General features: G+C 64.2%; 16 protein-coding genes and 1 tRNA gene. 10 read left to right on the forward strand and 7 right to left on the reverse strand.

Annotated features, from left to right (window positions below; all coding sequences use genetic code 11):
• Window positions 1-202 precede the first annotated feature (202 nt).
• Complete coding sequence (locus tag ACYCVF_RS17445) at window positions 203-670, forward strand: nuclear transport factor 2 family protein (protein WP_459598297.1); 468 nt, start codon at window positions 203-205, stop codon at window positions 668-670.
• 127 nt (window positions 671-797) lie between these two features.
• Here ACYCVF_RS17445 and ACYCVF_RS17450 read toward each other — a convergent pair whose 3' ends face one another.
• The 3 genes from ACYCVF_RS17450 to ACYCVF_RS17460 form a co-directional block, all read right to left on the reverse strand.
• The gene (locus ACYCVF_RS17450) at window positions 798-1,595 is read right to left on the reverse strand and encodes an acyl-CoA thioesterase domain-containing protein (RefSeq protein ID WP_459598299.1); all 798 of its coding nucleotides are present in this window, start codon (window positions 1,593-1,595) and stop codon (window positions 798-800) included.
• A 152-nt stretch (window positions 1,596-1,747) separates the two neighbouring features.
• A complete protein-coding gene (queG, locus tag ACYCVF_RS17455) occupies window positions 1,748-2,905 on the reverse strand; it encodes a tRNA epoxyqueuosine(34) reductase QueG (protein ID WP_459598301.1) in 1,158 nt (385 codons plus the stop codon).
• A 97-nt stretch (window positions 2,906-3,002) separates the two neighbouring features.
• The gene (locus ACYCVF_RS17460) at window positions 3,003-3,695 is read right to left on the reverse strand and encodes a glutathione S-transferase family protein (RefSeq protein WP_459598303.1); all 693 of its coding nucleotides are present in this window, start codon (window positions 3,693-3,695) and stop codon (window positions 3,003-3,005) included.
• 170 nt (window positions 3,696-3,865) lie between these two features.
• Here ACYCVF_RS17460 and ACYCVF_RS17465 point away from each other — a divergent pair, with 170 nt between their 5' ends.
• Window positions 3,866-4,672, forward strand: a complete 807-nt coding sequence (locus tag ACYCVF_RS17465; protein WP_459598305.1) for an undecaprenyl-diphosphate phosphatase — start codon at window positions 3,866-3,868, stop codon at window positions 4,670-4,672.
• Between the two features lie 198 nt (window positions 4,673-4,870).
• On the opposite strand, the gene ACYCVF_RS17470 is transcribed toward ACYCVF_RS17465, so the two are convergent.
• Complete coding sequence (locus tag ACYCVF_RS17470) at window positions 4,871-5,836, reverse strand: complex I NDUFA9 subunit family protein (RefSeq protein WP_459598307.1); 966 nt, start codon at window positions 5,834-5,836, stop codon at window positions 4,871-4,873.
• 152 nt (window positions 5,837-5,988) lie between these two features.
• Here ACYCVF_RS17470 and ACYCVF_RS17475 point away from each other — a divergent pair.
• Window positions 5,989-6,075, forward strand: a tRNA-Leu gene (locus ACYCVF_RS17475).
• A 97-nt stretch (window positions 6,076-6,172) separates the two neighbouring features.
• Here the strand turns inward: ACYCVF_RS17475 and ACYCVF_RS17480 are convergent.
• Window positions 6,173-6,511 (reverse strand): hypothetical protein, encoded by a 339-nt coding sequence (locus ACYCVF_RS17480; protein WP_459598309.1) that lies wholly within the window; start codon window positions 6,509-6,511, stop codon window positions 6,173-6,175.
• 437 nt (window positions 6,512-6,948) lie between these two features.
• On the opposite strand from ACYCVF_RS17480, the gene ACYCVF_RS17485 reads away from it, so the two are divergent.
• On the forward strand, window positions 6,949-7,434 hold the full coding sequence (locus tag ACYCVF_RS17485; RefSeq protein ID WP_459598311.1) for a lysozyme inhibitor LprI family protein: 486 nt from the start codon (window positions 6,949-6,951) through the stop codon (window positions 7,432-7,434).
• Between the two features lie 121 nt (window positions 7,435-7,555).
• Here ACYCVF_RS17485 and ACYCVF_RS17490 read toward each other — a convergent pair whose 3' ends face one another.
• Window positions 7,556-7,762 (reverse strand): addiction module protein, encoded by a 207-nt coding sequence (locus tag ACYCVF_RS17490; RefSeq protein WP_459598313.1) that lies wholly within the window; start codon window positions 7,760-7,762, stop codon window positions 7,556-7,558.
• Between the two features lie 706 nt (window positions 7,763-8,468).
• Entirely contained in the window at window positions 8,469-9,740 is a 1,272-nt protein-coding gene (locus ACYCVF_RS17495; protein ID WP_459598315.1) for an MFS transporter, read from the reverse strand.
• 55 nt (window positions 9,741-9,795) lie between these two features.
• On the opposite strand from ACYCVF_RS17495, the gene ACYCVF_RS17500 reads away from it, so the two are divergent.
• The 6 genes from ACYCVF_RS17500 to rpoN all read left to right on the forward strand — a co-directional run bounded on the left by ACYCVF_RS17500 (window position 9,796) and on the right by rpoN (window position 15,167).
• Window positions 9,796-9,948 carry a hypothetical protein gene (locus ACYCVF_RS17500; RefSeq protein WP_459598317.1) on the forward strand — a complete coding sequence of 51 codons (153 nt, stop codon included), beginning with the start codon at window positions 9,796-9,798 and terminating at the stop codon, window positions 9,946-9,948.
• Window positions 9,949-10,031: 83 nt separating this feature from the next.
• Complete coding sequence (locus ACYCVF_RS17505) at window positions 10,032-10,646, forward strand: ribonuclease D (protein ID WP_459598319.1); 615 nt, start codon at window positions 10,032-10,034, stop codon at window positions 10,644-10,646.
• A 157-nt stretch (window positions 10,647-10,803) separates the two neighbouring features.
• Window positions 10,804-11,538, forward strand: coding sequence for an LPS export ABC transporter periplasmic protein LptC (gene lptC / locus ACYCVF_RS17510; RefSeq protein WP_459598321.1), 735 nt, complete (start codon window positions 10,804-10,806; stop codon window positions 11,536-11,538).
• Between the two features lie 5 nt (window positions 11,539-11,543).
• Window positions 11,544-12,254 carry an LptA/OstA family protein gene (locus ACYCVF_RS17515; RefSeq protein ID WP_459598323.1) on the forward strand — a complete coding sequence of 237 codons (711 nt, stop codon included), beginning with the start codon at window positions 11,544-11,546 and terminating at the stop codon, window positions 12,252-12,254.
• Window positions 12,255-12,498: 244 nt separating this feature from the next.
• Window positions 12,499-13,449, forward strand: a complete 951-nt coding sequence (gene lptB / locus ACYCVF_RS17520; RefSeq protein WP_459598325.1) for an LPS export ABC transporter ATP-binding protein — start codon at window positions 12,499-12,501, stop codon at window positions 13,447-13,449.
• A gap of 92 nt (window positions 13,450-13,541) precedes the next feature.
• Window positions 13,542-15,167 carry an RNA polymerase factor sigma-54 gene (gene rpoN, locus ACYCVF_RS17525; RefSeq protein ID WP_459598327.1) on the forward strand — a complete coding sequence of 542 codons (1,626 nt, stop codon included), beginning with the start codon at window positions 13,542-13,544 and terminating at the stop codon, window positions 15,165-15,167.
• Window positions 15,168-15,247: the final 80 nt, after the last annotated feature.

Genomic DNA, 15,247 nt, shown 5'->3' on the forward strand with positions numbered 1-15,247 from the left:
AGAAGGTGGCATAGGCGGCCTTTGGCCGCCGTTTTGAAGAGCGCCGAAGCGAAGCTTCGGCTATGGCGCCGGATGAGGGGTTCTCTCCACGAGCTCGATTGCGGAAGCAACCCCTCACCCAAGTGAATGCGCGTCGACGAGCGGAGCTGCCCTCTCCCACAAGGGGAGAGGGCGCAACAAGAAGCACCGGGAGGCAACGCCAATGACCATCACCGCCATGCTGCGCGCCTTCTGCGACGCGGTCGAGCAGCGCAACGGCAAGGCCTTCGCCGCATTGTTCACCGAGGACGGCGTTTATCACGACGTCTTCTATGGCGCCTTCGGCGGCCGCGAGAAGATCGCGGCGTTGATCGACGACTGGTTCTATCGCACGGCGACGGATTTCCGCTGGGACATGCACGATCCCGTCACCGACGGCACCACGCTCTATGCGCGCTACACCTTCAGCTATCGCTCGACCTTGCCGGAGGCGAACGGCGCGCGGGCGATGTTCGAGGGCGTCGCGATCATGACCCTCCAGGACGGAAAGATTGCGAGCTATCACGAGGTCGCCAACACCGCGCCGGCGTTCGTCGATCTGAAGTTCGCGCCTGACAGAATTGCGAAGATCGCCGGCAGGCAGGGCGCCGAGCTGAAGGCGCGGCCGGAGATGCAGCGGCATCTCACCTGACCGTCATTCCGGGGCGCGCGAAGCGCGAACCCGGAATCCAATTCGCCTTTTGGCCTGCGGTCCAATGGATTCCGGGTCTGCGCCTGACGGCGCATCCCGGAATGACGACCGGAGAGAGGCGCCGCTCCTATCGCTTCGACGGATTCACCATCGGCTTGCGCTGCGCCAGCGCGGCGACCGTGGCGGCGCCGATCGGGCCCTGCTCGTCATAGAGCCAGCATTCGCCGATCGCGACGCCGTCGGTGGCGTGGTGGTTCACGACTTCGAAGCCGATCCACTCCGTCACCGGCAGGCGGTGCAGATAGATCGTGACGTCGCTGTTGATGTAGCCGAGCCCCTTGTCGCCCGCGTTTGCAAACGGGCTGGCGAAATCGGCGCCGGTTGCGACATGGACGAACGGCGTCATCGGCACGCCGGCGACGAGCTCGCGCACCTCGCTCATCCACAGCCGTCGCGGACCGAGCGAACCCATGTGGCCAACGATGGGCCGCGTCGCCCATTTGCCGTTCATGCCGAGTCTGGGATCGGTGGGCTTGGGAATGTCGGCGGGCTTCGGCGCGTCCCAGTTCGGCGGCGACCAGACATTGCCTTCAGGGTTTTGCGTACGCCGCAGCAACTGGCACGAGGCGCGCGCCATGCTGACGCCGCCGGAGACGAACTCCGCCTCGACCACGCGGATGCGCATTCCGTCGCGCACCAGGCGCGTCGTCACCTGGATCGGCTTGTCGATGGTCGGCAGCCGAAACATGTCGACGGTGAGCCGTGCCGGCACGAATTCGGGTCCGGAATGGCGTTCCTCGATGGCGAAGCCGAGCAGGCCGATGATGACGCGCCCGTGCAGCGACTTCGGATCCCACGGTCCGTTGGCGACTTCCGTCGGGTGGAATGTCTCACCGTCGCGGGTGAAGAAGGGCATGTTTGTCATGACGCGCGAGATTGAAGAAACGCGCGGGGAAATCAAGATGTTCAATCCTCATGGTGAGGAGGCGCGAAGCGCCGTCTCGAACCATGGAGGCCGCGCTGCGGCAGCCCGGCCTCTATCCTTCGAGACGCCGCTCGCGCGGCTCAGGATGAGGGTCAGAGAGCGGCTTTCCACTCTTCGCGAATGCTCTCGTCGAGCTCGCGATCGAGAACATGCAGCTTCATCGCCTCAAACTCTTCCCGAACCACCAGCTGCCCCAACGCCCACACCGCAGCGCCGCGCACCAGCGGGCTCGCGTCACCCAGCAATCGGCGCGCCTCGTCCGCCAGCGCCACCTCGCCAGAGTTGCCGATCGCAATCAGCACGTTGCGCAAGAACCGGTCGCGGCCGATGCGCTTCACCGGCGACTTCGTGAACAGCGCGCGGAACGCTGCATCGTCGAGCCGAGCGAGTTCGGCCAGCGACGGCGCGCGCAGTTCGTCGCGCGCCGCGAGCCTGGCCTCGCGCCCTTCCTGTGCGAACTTGTTCCAGGGGCAGGCGGCGAGGCAATCATCGCAGCCATAGACGCGGTTGCCGATCGCCTTGCGAAACTCGTGCGGGATTGGCCCCTTGTTCTCGATGGTGAGATACGAAATGCAGCGCCGCGCATCGAGCTTGTAGGGCGCGGGAAACGCCGACGTCGGGCAGATGTCGAGACAGGCCCGGCACGAGCCGCAATGATCGATCTCGGCGTCGTCGCGCGGCAGATCGAGCGTGGTGTAGATCGCGCCGAGGAACAGCCATGAACCGAACTCGCGCGAGACGAGATTGGTGTGCTTGCCCTGCCAGCCGAGATGCGCCGCTTGCGCCAGCGGTTTCTCCATCACCGCCGCGGTGTCGACGAACACCTTCACGTCCGACGGCGCAGTTGCGACCAGCCAGCGTGCCAGGGCCTTCAGCCGTTTCTTGATGAGATCGTGATAGTCGTCGCCCTGCGCATAGACCGAGATCGCCGCGCGCGTGGGTTGCTCGAGAATCGCGAGCGGATCGGAGTCGGGGCCGTAATTGACGCCGAGCATGATCACGCTGCGTACGTCCTGCCATAGTCCGCGCGGATCGACGCGGCGCTCCGGCTGCGTCGCGAGCCAGTCCATGTCGCCATGGCCGCCCGAGGCGATGAAGTCGAGGAAGTATTGTCCGGCGCGCTCGATCGTGCCGGGTGCCGTGACGCCGATGCAGTCGAACCCGAGCGCGCGCGCCTGCTCATCGAGTGCGGAACGCAGCCCATCCATGTCGGGGGCAGATTTGATCGCCGTTGGATCCACGCGCGTCATGACCGGGCCTGTCCCGGCCATCCACGCCTTTGCGTCGCGCTCATAATGAGAGAAGGAACGTGGATGCCCGGGACAAGCCCGGGCATGACGATCCTCATCAGAAATCCAGGTCCACGTAGGTCCGCGACGCCGGCACGCCGGCCAGCCATTCGCTCAGCAGCGGACGGAACGACGGGCGGGATTTCACCCGCGCGTACCACGTCTTTGCCGCGTCGTCCTCGCTCCATGGCACGTCGCCCAGATAGTCGATCGCCGAGAGATGCGCCGCGGCGGCGAGATCCGCGTAAGTGAGCCGGTCGCCGGCGAGGAAGTTACGCGTCTGCGCCAGCCAGCCGATATAGGCCAGATGATAGCGCACATTGGCCTTTGCCGCGCGCATCACGTCCGCCGAGGGCGCGCCGCCGCCATTCTCCTCGCTCATGAAACGCTTGTAGATGCGCTCGGTGACGAGCGGGTGCGAAACCTCCTCGAAGAATTTCTCGTTGAACCAGGCCATCAGCCGGCGCACCTCGACGCGCTCGGCGAGTGTCTCCGGCATCAACCGCTTGGGACCCATCGCGGCACCATAGGCCTCATCGACATATTCGGCGATGATCGCCGCGCCCGGTACGGGCGGCTGCTCCTCGTCCACCAGCACCGGCGTGGTGCCGGCGGCGTTGAGCAGCAGAAACGCCTCGCGCCGTTCCCAGCTGCGCTCTTCGACCAGCTTCAGGTCGAGCCCGTATTCGCCCGCGATCAGGCGGATGAAGCGCGAATGCGGACAGAACGGATGATGAAACAGCGTAAACATGAAGCCTTTGACTATTTGATGGTGCTTAAGAATCCATCAATGTTTGTGCGGCGCCACACTAGTCCGTCAAAACCGCGAAGCAAGGTCGTGATGTCGCATTTTTGCGATTGCGGCATGGGAACGAATAGGCGAGAAGGGCCCCGCTTTTCCAGCCGAAATGGATCGTAAATATGTCAGACGCAATACGGGCAGTGATCCTCGGCATCATCGAGGGCGTGACCGAGTTCCTTCCCGTGTCCTCGACCGGTCACCTCCTGCTCGCGGAGCGCTTCTTCCATCTCGGCGAAGGCGCGTTCTGGGATTCGTTTACGGTTCTCATCCAGTTGGGCGCGATTCTCGCGATCGTCGGGCTGTATTTCAGGAAGCTGTGGGATGTCGTGATCGGCCTCTTCACGGGCGATGCCGATGCGCGGCGCTTCGTGATCGGCGTGCTGGTGGCGTTCCTGCCAGCCGTCATCGTCGGCCTCGTCGCCGGCAAGTACATCAAGACCCTGCTGTTCAATCCCTGGGTCATCTGCTTCACGCTGATCGTCGGCGGCGCCATCCTGCTCTGGGTCGACAAGCTCGATCTCAAGCCGCGCGAGCATGACGCCACCAGATTTCCGCTGCTGATGTATCTCTATATCGGCATCGCGCAGTGCGTGGCGATGATCCCCGGCGTGTCGCGCTCCGGCGCCAGCATCGTCGCGGCGATGCTGCTGGGAGCCGACAAGCGCTCCGCGGCGGAGTTCTCGTTCTTCCTTGCGATCCCCACCATGATCGGCGCGTTCGCCTACGACTTCTACAAGAGCCGCGCCGAGATGACGATGGACCACATGAACATCGTCGCGATCGGATTCGTGGTGTCGTTCATCACCGCCATCATCGTGGTGAAGACGTTTTTGACTTACGTCACCCGTCACGGCTTCGTGGTGTTCGCCTGGTGGCGCGTCATCGTCGGCACGCTCGGCCTGATCGCGCTGGCGCTCGGGCAGTAGAGTAGCAACTCGGTTGGTGCGCTCCCTCGCCCGCTTGTGGAACAAGCGCTGGGAAGAGGGGTGTCTCCGCAGAGAGACTTCCAACGAGGCGAAAGTCCTCACCGTCGCGAGCCATTGCCGAAAGCATGCGTCGGCGTTCGCGACGACTGCCGCCAGAGGCGGCCTACGCTTCCCGCAAACGGGAGAAGTAAACCGGTCTCACACGCTCATGCGCTGGAACTGACCAGCGGAGCGGAAACGCCAGAGATATTGCGGGGCGATCGCTTCCAGCGAATCGGGGGTGATGCCGAGGCCTTCCAGCGTCAGGCCGGCCGCCTTCGCCGCTTCCGAGACGACGTTGTCGCGCTCGAGCAGCGTCACCTGGTCCGGTGTCAGCTTGAATGCGCCCGGCGCGAATTGCAGGAATGCGGCCTGGAAGCGGGCGAGGCCGAACGACAGCGGGATCAGCATCCGCTTGCGGTCGGTGATCTCCAAGATGGTCTCGATGATCTCGCGCATGCTCAGCACTTCAGGCCCGCCGAGCTCGTAGGTGGCGCCCGCTTTGGTTTTGCCGTCGACGGCCTCGGCGATCGCGGTGGCGACGTCGCCGACATAGACCGGCTGCATCTTGGTGTCGCCGCCGATCAGCGGCAGCACCGGCGACATCCGGGCGAGCGCGGCAAAGCGGTTGGTGAACTGGTCCTCGGGGCCGAACATCACGGAGGGGCGGAAGATCGTGGCGGAGGGCACTGCGGCCAGGACCGCGGCTTCGCCGGCCGCTTTGGCCCTGGCGTAGCGCGAGGGCGACTGCGCATCGGCGCCGATCGCCGAGACATGCACCAGGCTCGCATCGGCCGCGGCCGCCGCCTTGGCGACGGTCTCGGCGCCCCTGGCCTGGACGGCATCGAAGGTCTGAGCGCCGCCCTCGGTGAGGACGCCCACGAGGTTGATCGCCACATGCGAATCACGCAGCGCCGCCTCGACCGAGGCCGGATAGCGCAGGTTCGCCTGCACGGTGTGGACCTGCCCGACCTTGCCGGAGGGCTGGAGATATCCGGCGAGTTCCGGCCGCCGCACGGCAACCCGGACCCGGTAATCGCGCTTGCACAGGGCCCGGACCACGTTCCGGCCCAAAAACCCCGATCCGCCGAAAACCGTGACGAGCGTGTCCAGATTCGATGCCATGAGGGGTCCGTTCCTGCGGAAAGAGTGCGTCTTGTCAGGCTTTTATCGACCCGGTTTGCGATGCGCAATCGGCATCCCGGACCGGGCTTCACGCATGAATTGACAACGGCGTCACCGAACCGTAGTAACCGCCTCCGTGCCCCAAACGGCATGCCCAGGTGGTGGAATTGGTAGACGCGCTGGCTTCAGGTGCCAGTGGCTTAACGGCCGTGAAGGTTCGAGTCCTTTCCTGGGCACCATCTTTGCCTTTCGATCCCTCTCGAGGCGAAATCTGAGATTTGGTGAGTCCTCGGTCCAGGATCGCCTGATCCCGCCTCTTTCAGTTGGCCGCCGCAATCACGATATCTGCCTCGGCGACCCGTGAAGGAACCCCGTGCTCATTCCTTGGTCGAGGCACCAGTCGGCCAAGATCTGCTCCACCGCTTTGGCGCCCCCGCCGAGCTTGGTGAGCTTCCGAGGCACGTAGTTGGCGCGACCCTTGGGAAGAGTTTGCTCGTACACCGCGAGTGTGGAGAAGAACGCCGTCACCAAGGGATCGGAATGACCGCCACCGCCAATTTCGGCTAGCCTGCTCAGCACCCGCATATCGAGATCCTTGTCACCTGCACTAATGGCTCTCTCGATGACCCGCTTGCCGTCGGCAATGGTCTTTAAAATCCTAACGTCATAGGTCATCAAGTTCCTCCCGACGCCGCGGCGATGACCGTGAATGTGGCTCTCGCAGTTCACCAGGCATTCGAGCAACGGAGGTCGCAGCGTAGGAGCACCGGGATCAAAACATTGCGGCTCATGCCACCGGGTGCGGGAACGCCGGTCGCTGTCCGAAGGCGAAAGACGATGGGAGGAGCATACCTGTTCGTCAGGATGCTATTCGATCCAAATGGAGACCCGCGAAACCGCGACCGCGCAGCGTGGAGATAGCCAGTGTGCCTTAACCGGTCCCGCCGTCATTATTCGTAAGCGTAGCTCCTATTCTACATTCAGTTGAACCAACGCTGGGCCCCCGATGACAAAAGTTGCGCACACCCGCCGGTCTACCGTCTCGCTGAGCGTCATTTGCTCGCAGTAGTATTGCGTTTCAAACTTTCGATGCGCCGAATGGAGATTCTCCAATGAAGCTCAAACTTGCCGCCGCGGTGCTCGCCGCAAGCCTCCCGCTCGCATCGATGGCTTTCGCCCAAGGCACCGCGCCAGCCGACCTTGCAGTGATCGATGCCTGCCTGAAGGCTGCGGAAAGAACCAGCGGTTTCGGCGGCGCGTGCGTCGGGCTCGTCGCCGACCCCTGCATCAAAGCGGCAAATGGCGCGAATGACGACGTCGCCAAATGGAAAGCCTGCGCGGCGCGCGAACTCGCCATTTGGACGCAGAAAACCAGTGAGGCGCTAAAGAAGGTTAGGGCCGGCGGGTTCACCGACGTGATCAAGGCGGTCGAGGAATCCCAGAAAACTTTCGCCGCGTCGCGTGATCGTTTCTGCGCGGTCTTCGACAAAGTCGAGCCCGGCATGTACCCGGGCAGCGCGAGCTACTGCCGCCTGCGCGAGACAGCGAACCGCTCGCTGAGCCTGATCATGCTCAGCGCTGCGGTCAACGAGCACTGAGACCTCATAGGCACTTGGGGTCACGAATTTGCGGCACAACATGCGGAGCGTGGGTGTCGTACCGGCGGACTGCATCGACGAGGTCGGCCCGAGCTGCCTGCGTAAAAAGAATCTTGGCCACTTATCGCGACCGGTGGTCAAGCTTGGCCTCAATATCCTCCCAAGCGATTGCCTCGAGACGGTCCGCGTCAAAAGTCGCAAGCCGACGGTATGTTTGGCCTCGTGCGTCTGGGTTAACCGCACGTCCGCAGCGGAAAGACTCCCAAAGCTCACCGATGAGGTCGAGCCGTTTCTTGGGCGTCAAGCGGCTTATGTCGAGCGTTGCCATGGTTCCGATGGAGCTGGCGCACTGGAAAGCCGTCGCGGATCAGCGTCGGCGCCGCGATGAGGAATTGCACGGCAGATGGTGCGCAACGCCGCCGGCTACCAGGTGGAGGTGACTGTCGGCAGTCCGGGCTGAACTGCTTATTTCCGGTACACAACACCGGTACACAGGACCCAGCCGGTAGGCACAAATCTCCGAGAAAAAAGGGCCATTTCGGTGGTGGCGACCCAGTCCTTTCCTGGGCACCATACAATTCTGGATCACAGACAGGTCCGGATAGATTAGCTCTTTCAAAGTGTTGTGCTGCATCTGGCCATGCGCCGACGGCGGTGCCGTTTTGCAATTGTGCCACTGCTATTGTTAGCTGGATGATGCAGCCCCGTGCATCGGCCGGGCGCGCGGCTGATCCATCGGAGAAAGTGTAATGCGCTGTGTCTTGGGATGGTGCGCTTTGAGCGTGTGCCTCTTGATCGGTCTGTGTGCTTCTGCGAACGCCGCCGCACGAGGGCATCACAAGTTGCGACCTGTCATCGTTCGGCCAGGGCAGGCCGCGGCTCCAGTTTACGTCACTCCGAATGGTGTGCGCATCTATCGCGACGACTCCGTTCCCGGCGGTCTGCGGACCGATCACGATGACCCTCCCGCCTATAACGATCCATCCAGGTTCGGCGGCGGCTGATCTACGCGCTGGTGCTGCGGCAAGGTGCCGTCACACCACCTGTTTCCCCGTCCGCTCCGCGACCGCCTTCTGCACGAAATACATCATCACCAGCGTGACGATCGTCGTCGTGACGACGACGTAGCCGATCCGGTCGAAATGGATCAACGTGCCGTCGGGCGCTTGCGCGATGATCGCGCCGGCGAGCACCGAGCCGAGCCCGCCGGAGAGCTGCTGGAGCGAGGCGCTGACCGCGCTGAACGAGCCGCGCTGGCCCGCGTCGGGGATCGCCGACATCAGTGCCTGCGACGGGATCATCCGCGAGAAGATGCCGACGAACATCAGGACGTTGACGATGATCGCGGTCGCGAGCGAGACGTGGCCGAGATGGGTGTAGATCAGCACCATGACCACCGTCATCGCGCAGCCGAACACGAAGGTTGGATATTTGCCGAACGTGTCGCTCGCGCGGCCGACCAGCGGCCCCGTGACGATGCTGAACAGGCCGGAGACGAGATAGATCGTCGGCAGATGCGCAATGTCGATGCCGAGATTGTGCACGGTGAAGGCGCTGGAGAACGGCATCAGCATGTAGCCGCCGGTCGCCAGCAGCGTCGTGACGGCGAAGGCGAGCGTGTAGCGCGGCTCTCCGAGCGTCGCGATCAGATGGCGGAACGCGTTCTTGTCCTGCTTCACTTTCAGATGCGCATCGACCGGCTCCATCACGAGGGCGATGATGGCGATCGCTGCGATCGACACCACGACGATCGCCGCGAAGCAGACATGCCAATTCCAGTGATTGGCGAGAAATAGCCCGGCGGGAATGCCGAGCACCTGGCTCGCGGCGAACGCCGTCTGGAGGAAGCCCATGACGCGGCCGCGCAGGTGCAGCGGAAACAGGTCGGTGACGATGGCGAGCACCACCGCGCCGATCACGCCGCCGAACAATCCGGTCACGATCCGGCCGAGCAGCAGCAAATGGTAGTTCTGCGCGGCCGCACACAGCGCAGTGCCCAGCGTGAAGCCGACATAGAAGAACAGCAGCAGGCGCTTGCGATCGAACCGATCGGCGAAGCCGGCAGCGAGGATCCCCGAAATGCCCGCGCTGAATGCGTAGGCCGACACCGCGACGCCGAACTGCCCGGCCGTGATGCCGAGCGAAGGCATCAGGATGGCGCCGAGCGGCGACATGATGATGAAGTCGAGAATGATCGTGAACTGCGTGAACGCGAGCAGCGCGATGAGGAACGCCTGATAGCGCGAGAAGCCGCGTTGCCGTTCCTGTCGGTCGTCGGCGGGCGCGGCTGACGTCTGTTCGGTCATGACACCTGATTCAGGGCGGGAGGGGGAAGCACGCAACATAGGGCGGGCCGGCACGATGTCCATGGGGCGCCGAAAATCTGCTTCTCGGGAGGAGCAGTGGCTCGGAGGCGCGGGCACCTTCATCGCGCTCGCCGCCGCCCTCGCGCCGATCAGCTGCATCACGCGTCGCGATCTGACCGCCCGCAAGGTCACGCCGCCGCTTGCGTGACCTGCCGCCAGTGGCTACATCGCGACCCATCCGATTGGCCTATGATATCGACGCACCGATTCGACCCGAGGTTTTGACACGCCATGACCGTACGCCTGCACCGCGGCGACCTGCCCGACCTGGCCCGCTACACCGGAGCCGTGGCGATCGACACCGAGACCATGGGGCTGAACCCGCACCGCGACCGGCTCTGCGTGGTCCAGCTCTCGCCCGGCGACGGCAGCGCCGACGTGGTGCAGATTCCCAAGGGGCATACCGACGCGCCGAACCTGAAGGCGCTCCTGGCCAATCCCGCGGTCACGAAAATCTTCCACTACGCGCGGTTCGACGTCGCGGTGCTGTACCAGACCTTCGGTGTCATGACCGGGCCGATCTACTGCACCAAGATCGCCTCCCGCCTGACCCGCACCTACACCGACCGCCACGGCCTCAAGGACCTCGTGCGCGAGGTGCTGAACATCGACCTCTCCAAGCAGCAGCAATCCAGCGACTGGGGTTCCGACAGCCTGACCGAGCCGCAGCTCGCCTACGCCGCCTCCGACGTGCTGCATCTGCACGGCTTGCGCGAGCGGCTCGATGCCATGCTGGTCCGGGAAGGCCGCGCCGCGCTGGCACAGGCCTGTTTCGACTTCCTGCCGACCCGTTGCTTGCTCGACCTCCAGGGCTGGGCGGAAGAGGACATTTTCGCGCATTCCTGAGGCCCGGTGCGGCGGTTAGCCTGAGATTGCCGCCCCGTTTCGGACACTTTCGTAACGGCCTGTCGCCGGCTGCATATTTGGGCGGTGCCGGATACAATGGGGGTGCCCGTCGACCCGACGAGCGATACGTCAGGAGCCCAGGACTTCAGGAGCCCAGGTGAATTCGGCCCAGAATCCCGCCTACGACGCCGCGCTCGCGGCGAAGTTCGCCAGCGCGGCGCGCCACAGCCGCCTGGTGCGGATTCTGCGCGTCGCGGTGCCGGGCGCGGTGCTGTTGTCCATGGCTGCCATCGTCGGCGTGTCGGTCTTCAATCCCTTCCGCATGCTGATGCCGAAGCTGCCGCTCGATTCCGGAAACCTGGTGGTCTCGGGCACCAAGATCACGATGGAATCTCCGCACCTCGCCGGTTTCACGCCGGACCAGCGGCCCTACGAGCTCTGGGCCAAGACCGCAACGCAGGACATCACCGACCCCGACCATGTCGATCTCTCGGACCTGCGGGCCAAGGTGCTGATGGAGGATCAGTCGACCCTGTTCCTCGATGCGCGCAACGGCCGGTTCGACAACAAGCAGCAGCAGCTCGAGCTGCACAAGGACGTCTTCCTGCGCACCTCGACCGGCTACGAGGCGCGGCTGAACTCCGCCTTCGTCGACATGAACAAGGGCATGGTCACCTCCGATGAACGCGTCGACGTCAAGCTGACCAACGGCACGCTGACCGCCGATCGCTTGCGGATCACGGAAGGCGGCGAACTCATCCGCTTCGAGGGCAACGTAGTGATGCACCTCGACAAGCTGGATGAGCCCGCTGCCGCACAGCCGGCGCCCACCGAGCCCGCGCCGCCGGCCAAGTCGCGTACGCCCCAGAACAAATCTGCCAATTCAAAGTGATTTCCATGATGAACTGCTTTACGCGTGACGCTGCTGCCAGCAAGGCCGCGCTTGCCGTCGGCCTCGCGCTGCTCGTCACGGGTGCGGCCGTCGCACAGAGCACGATGCAAGGCGTGCCCAACGCGATGCAGGGTTTTTCGCAGAATCGCGACCAGCCGATCCAGATCGAAGCCGCCTCGCTCGAGATGCGCGACAAGAAGAAGGAGGCGACCTTCGCCGGCAACGTGAAGGTCGTGCAGGGCGACACCACCATGACCTCGAAGTCGCTGGTTGTGTTTTATGACTCGGGCGACAAGCCGGCCGCGCCGCAGCCTGCGGCGAAGGGCACGAAATCGGCGCCAATGCAGTCGGCGACGCCGGGGCCGGGCGGTAGCTCCTCGATCAAGCGGCTCGAGGCGCGCGGCAATGTCGTGGTGACCCAGAAGGACCAGGTGGTAACAGGCGAGACTGCCGTGTTCGATACCAGGACCAACCTCATCACCATGCTCGGCGGCTCTGGCGGCCAGGTGGTCCTGACGCAGTGCAGGAACGTGCTGCGCGGCGACCGCCTCATGGTCGACATGACGACCGGCGTATCGCGCGTGGAATCCGACAACGGCCGCGTGCAGGCGTTGCTGCCGCAGGGCGGCAGCAACGATTGCGGCCAGGGCGGACAAGGGGCAAAACCCGGCGCGGCGCCGCCCATGCAATTGCCTGGCGCAAGTAAACAAAAGTAAATTCAATCACTTGTATCGGATATTCCCGATCCGAGGTTGAAGCTTGCCCGGCGAGACTGTATCTAGCGCGCAGGGCTTTCGAAGCGGGGTTCGCCGCTTTTCGGGCGTGTTTCACTGGGCATGAGACATCCCTTCACTCATGCTGCACCGGCGAATCGCAAGTCCGGCGCGGCCGAACGCGCGAACTTCGCAAGAGAGCGCGCAGGAAAACGCGCAGGAAAACGCGCAAGGCTAGAAGGCGGGGATGGTCGATCTCTTCAGCATGTTCCGTCGGCGCCCCGCCAAACGCGGCCGGCCAGGATTTGCGCGTCAGGACATCACCTCGCTTGGCGACAGCGTCGGTGGCCTCGTGCCCAGCCCCGTCAGGGACGCCCCGCCGATCGCCCGCGACCAGCCGCTGCGCGCGCCCGACCAGTTCCACAGGGCGGCCGGCAGGTCCAACGGCACCGGCGGGCCGCAGCTCCTGAAGCGCCCGGGCTTCCTGGCTGTGCATAGCGTGGAAAAGGCTTTCGGCAGCCGCCAGGTGGTGCGCGGCGTCAGCATCTATGTGCGCCGCGGCGAAGCGGTCGGCCTGCTCGGCCCGAACGGCGCCGGCAAGACCACCGTGTTCTACATGATCACCGGCCTGATCAAGGCCGATCGCGGCGCGATCGAGCTCGACGGCCACGACGTCACCAAGCTCCCGATGTATCAGCGCGCGCGTCTCGGCATCGGCTATCTGCCGCAGGAAGCCTCGATCTTCCGCGGCCTCACCGTCGAGCAGAACATCCGCGCCGTGCTCGAAGTGGTCGAGCCTTCGCGCAAGAAGCGCGAGCAGCAGCTGGATTCGCTGCTCGACGAGTTCAACATCACGCGCCTCAGAAAATCGCCGTCGATCGCGCTGTCGGGCGGCGAGCGCCGCCGCGTCGAGATCGCGCGCGCGCTGGCGACGCGGCCGAACTACATGCTGCTCGACGAGCCCTTCGCCGGCATCGACCCGATCGCGGTCGGCGACATCCAGGATCTCGTCCGCCACCTCACCAACCGCGGCATCGGCGTGCTCATCACCGACCACAATGTCCGCGAGACGCTCGGCCTGACCGATCGTGCCTATATCGTCTATGCCGGGGAAATCTTGACCGAGGGAACTCCGGATGAGATCGTTGCCGATCCGGACGTTCGCCGCCTTTACCTTGGCGAGGAATTCCGCCTCTAGCCCGTTTTTGCGTTTCGTCAAGTCGTGTACATCGGGCTCGGACTAGGATAAGCAAAAATCGGACCAATTTTTTTGGGAACGGTTCTTGCTTCATGGCCCTCACGCAGAGACTAGAGTTTCGGCAATCGCAGTCGCTGGTCATGACGCCGCAGCTGATGCAGGCGATCAAGCTGCTGCAATTGTCCAATCTCGATCTCACGACGTTCGTGGAGGAGGAACTCGAGCGTAATCCTCTCTTGGAGCGGGCCAGTGACGAGGCCCCCGCAGGAGAAGCTCCGGCCGAGGCCGGGAGTTACGGCGATTCCGAGGGCGGCCAAGGCGACGGTCAGGGCGAGGACGGCTTCAGCGGAAGCGCCGACGGTTTCGAGCCGGGCCAGGACGAGTGGATGAGCAAGGATCTCGGCACCCGCGCCGAGATCGAGCAGACCTTGGACACCGGCCTGGACAATGTCTTCTCCGAGGAGCCGGCCGAAGCGGCGGCGCGCAACGCCCAGGACGCCGCGCCGACCACCTATACCGAATGGGGCGGCGGCGCCTCTGGTGACGAAGACTACAATCTCGAAGCCTTTGTCGCGGCCGAGACAACGTTGTCGGGCCATCTCGCCGAGCAGCTCTCGGTGGCCTTCGCCGCGCCGGCGCAGCGCATGATCGGCCAGTACCTGATCGACCTCGTCGACGAGGCCGGCTATCTGCCGCCCGATCTCGGCCAGGCCGCCGAGCGTCTTGGCACATCGCAGCAGGAGGTCGAGAACGTCCTCGCCGTCCTGCAGAAGTTCGATCCGCCCGGCGTCTGCGCACGCTCTCTCAGCGAATGCCTGGCGATCCAGCTCCGCGAGCTCGATCGCTACGACCCGGCGATGCAGGCCCTGGTCGAGCATCTCGATCTGCTGGCCAGGCGCGACGTCGCCTCCTTGCGCAAGGTCTGTGGCGTCGACGATGAGGACATCGCCGACATGATCGGCGAAATTCGCCGCCTCAATCCCAAGCCCGGCATGAAGTTCGGCTCGGCGCGTTTGCAGACCATGGTGCCCGATGTCTATGTCCGTCCGGGCCCCGACGGCGGTTGGCATGTCGAGCTCAACAGCGACACCTTGCCGCGCGTGCTGGTCAACCAGACCTATTATTCCGAGCTGTCGAAGAAGATCGGCAAGGACGGCGACAAGTCCTATTTCACCGACGCGCTCCAGAACGCGACCTGGCTCGTGCGCGCGCTCGACCAGCGCGCCCGTACCATCCTGAAAGTTGCGACCGAGATCGTGCGCCAGCAGGACGGCTTCTTCACCCATGGCGTCGCGCACCTGCGCCCGCTCAATCTGAAGGCCGTCGCCGACGCCATCCAGATGCACGAATCCACGGTGTCGCGGGTCACCGCCAACAAGTACATGGCGACCAACCGGGGCACGTTCGAGCTGAAATATTTCTTCACGGCCTCGATCGCTTCGGCCGACGGCGGCGAGGCGCATTCGGCGGAAGCCGTGCGTCACCACATCAAGCAACTGATCGACGGGGAAGAGCCCACGGCGATCCTGTCGGACGACACCATCGTGGAACGCTTGCGCGCCTCGGGCATTGATATTGCCCGCCGCACGGTCGCGAAATACCGCGAAGCCATGCGCATTCCCTCCTCGGTGCAACGCCGCCGCGACAAGCAGAGCGCTCTTGGTAACGTCCTTGCCACCGCCATGTCCGATCGCTCCCGCAACACCGAGCCGGCCTGATTGCGCTGGCGCGAAATCGCGCTACTCTCATTTCCCCCTTCGCGGCCGGTCCAAGCTGGGCAGTCAAACCAGGCGAGGCA

The organism is Bradyrhizobium cedriense, from assembly GCF_054602315.1.

Bases quoted from the DNA above. Each gene is read 5' to 3' on its own strand.
- rpoN (WP_459598327.1), top strand. From the start codon at position 13,542: ATGGCCCTCACGCAGAGACTAGAGTTTCGGCAATCGCAGTCGCTGGTC.
- ACYCVF_RS17450 (WP_459598299.1), bottom strand. From the start codon at position 1,595: ATGACAAACATGCCCTTCTTCACCCGCGACGGTGAGACATTCCACCCG.
- ACYCVF_RS17490 (WP_459598313.1), bottom strand. From the start codon at position 7,762: ATGGCAACGCTCGACATAAGCCGCTTGACGCCCAAGAAACGGCTCGAC.
- ACYCVF_RS17495 (WP_459598315.1), bottom strand. From the start codon at position 9,740: ATGACCGAACAGACGTCAGCCGCGCCCGCCGACGACCGACAGGAACGG.
- ACYCVF_RS17485 (WP_459598311.1), top strand. From the start codon at position 6,949: ATGAAGCTCAAACTTGCCGCCGCGGTGCTCGCCGCAAGCCTCCCGCTC.
- ACYCVF_RS17460 (WP_459598303.1), bottom strand. From the start codon at position 3,695: ATGTTTACGCTGTTTCATCATCCGTTCTGTCCGCATTCGCGCTTCATC.
- ACYCVF_RS17465 (WP_459598305.1), top strand. From the start codon at position 3,866: ATGTCAGACGCAATACGGGCAGTGATCCTCGGCATCATCGAGGGCGTG.
- ACYCVF_RS17470 (WP_459598307.1), bottom strand. From the start codon at position 5,836: ATGGCATCGAATCTGGACACGCTCGTCACGGTTTTCGGCGGATCGGGG.
- lptB (WP_459598325.1), top strand. From the start codon at position 12,499: ATGGTCGATCTCTTCAGCATGTTCCGTCGGCGCCCCGCCAAACGCGGC.
- ACYCVF_RS17480 (WP_459598309.1), bottom strand. From the start codon at position 6,511: ATGACCTATGACGTTAGGATTTTAAAGACCATTGCCGACGGCAAGCGG.
- queG (WP_459598301.1), bottom strand. From the start codon at position 2,905: ATGACGCGCGTGGATCCAACGGCGATCAAATCTGCCCCCGACATGGAT.
- ACYCVF_RS17515 (WP_459598323.1), top strand. From the start codon at position 11,544: ATGATGAACTGCTTTACGCGTGACGCTGCTGCCAGCAAGGCCGCGCTT.
- ACYCVF_RS17445 (WP_459598297.1), top strand. From the start codon at position 203: ATGACCATCACCGCCATGCTGCGCGCCTTCTGCGACGCGGTCGAGCAG.
- ACYCVF_RS17500 (WP_459598317.1), top strand. From the start codon at position 9,796: ATGTCCATGGGGCGCCGAAAATCTGCTTCTCGGGAGGAGCAGTGGCTC.
- ACYCVF_RS17505 (WP_459598319.1), top strand. From the start codon at position 10,032: ATGACCGTACGCCTGCACCGCGGCGACCTGCCCGACCTGGCCCGCTAC.